The sequence below is a fragment of the Bradyrhizobium sp. genome (assembly GCF_049586575.1).
Lineage (GTDB): Bacteria > Pseudomonadota > Alphaproteobacteria > Rhizobiales > Xanthobacteraceae > Bradyrhizobium.
This window is the reverse complement of record NZ_JBAVCF010000272.1, coordinates 1-1,605: the sequence shown is the minus strand read 5'-3', so window position 1 is coordinate 1,605 and position 1,605 is coordinate 1. Positions and strand designations below refer to the sequence as shown.

2 protein-coding genes are annotated in these 1,605 nt (G+C 61.3%); both read right to left on the bottom strand.

Translation table 11 applies throughout. The features are described 5' to 3' along the window. A partial coding sequence (nuoE, locus tag WB528_RS10420; protein ID WP_423888336.1) for an NADH-quinone oxidoreductase subunit NuoE occupies positions 1-432 on the bottom strand: 432 nt, incomplete at its 3' end. After that, a complete protein-coding gene (locus tag WB528_RS10415) occupies positions 429-1,589 on the bottom strand; it encodes an NADH-quinone oxidoreductase subunit D (RefSeq protein ID WP_423888337.1) in 1,161 nt (386 codons plus the stop codon). The genes nuoE and WB528_RS10415, both read right to left, overlap by 4 nt. Positions 1,590-1,605 lie beyond the last annotated feature (16 nt).

The following is a 1,605-nucleotide window of genomic DNA, read 5'->3' as shown; positions in this document are numbered from 1 at the left end:
GACGCAGGCGCCGAGACACTCGACCTCAACCCAAGAGAATTTGCCGTCCTTGGTGACATGGCCCGGCTCGCCGATGCGCTTGCGGCAGACTTTTTCGATGTCGTCGGCGCCGCGCAGCCGGCACGGCGTGGTGCCGCAGAACTGGACGTGGAATTTCCCGACCGGTTCCAGATTGAACATCGTGTAGAAGGTCGCAACTTCCAGCCCGCGGATATGCGCCATGCCGAGGAATTCCGCGACGTGGCGGATCGCCGCTTCCGGCAGCCAGCCGCCGGATTGCTCCTGCGCGCGCCACAGCAGCGGAATGATCGCGGACTGCTGGCGGCCTTCCGGATATTTGGCGAGCTGATCCTTGGCCCAGGCAAGATTGTTCTTGCTGAAGGCAAAACCCTTCGGCTGAACTTCGGGCTGGGCGAGACGTCGCTCGCTCATCGGTCAACCTCGCCGAATACGATGTCGATCGAGCCCAAGATCGCCGAGACGTCCGCCAGCATGTGGCCCTTGCAGAGGAAATCCATCGCGCTCAAATGCGCGAAACCCGGCGCGCGGATCTTGCACTTGTATGGTTTGTTGCTGCCGTCGGCGACGAGATAGACGCCGAACTCGCCCTTGGGCGCCTCGACCGCGGCATACACTTCGCCGGCCGGCACGTGATAGCCCTCGGTGTAGAGTTTGAAATGGTGGATCAGCGCTTCCATCGAGCGTTTCATTTCGGCGCGCTTGGGCGGCACGATCTTGTGGTCGTCGACCGTGACCGGCCCCTGCCCGTCCGGGCTTTTTAATTTTCCGACGCACTGCTTCATGATGCGCACCGACTGGCGCATCTCTTCCATGCGGATCAGGTAACGGTCGAAGCAATCGCCGTTCTTGCCGATCGGAATGTCGAATTCCAGTTCGGAATAACATTCGTAGGGCTGCGCGCGGCGTAAATCCCAGGCCGCGCCCGAGCCGCGCACCATCACGCCGGAGAAGCCCCAATTCCAGGCATCCTCAAGCTTGACCACCGCGATATCGACGTTGCGCTGCTTGAAGATGCGATTGCCAGTGAGCAGGCGGTCGAGATCGTCGACCACTTTCAGGAACGGATCGCAGAACGCGCCGATGTCATCGATCAGCTTCTCCGGCAAATCCTGGTGCACGCCGCCGGGCCGAAAGTAAGCCGCATGCATGCGCGAGCCCGAGGCGCGCTCGTAGAACACCATCAGCTTCTCGCGCTCCTCGAAACCCCACAGCGGCGGGGTGAGCGCGCCGACGTCCATCGCCTGCGTCGTGACGTTGAGCAGATGGGAAAGAAGGCGGCCGATCTCGGAATAAAGCACGCGGATCAATTGCGCGCGCCGCGGCACCTTGATGTCGAGCAGCTTTTCGACCGCCAGACAGAAGGCATGCTCTTGATTCATCGGCGCGACGTAATCGAGCCGGTCGAAATAAGGCACTGCTTGAAGATAGGTCTTGTATTCGATCAGCTTCTCGGTGCCGCGGTGCAACAGGCCGATATGCGGATCGGCGCGCTGGATCACCTCGCCATCCATTTCGATGATCAGGCGCAACACGCCATGCGCGGCAGGATGCTGCGGCCCGAAATTCATCGAGTGGGTGGAGAAC

What these genes read in the sequence shown, in the direction of transcription:
- WB528_RS10415 (WP_423888337.1), bottom strand. Translation starts at nt 1,589, where the DNA reads ATGAATTTCGGGCCGCAGCATCCTGCCGCGCATGGCGTGTTGCGCCTG.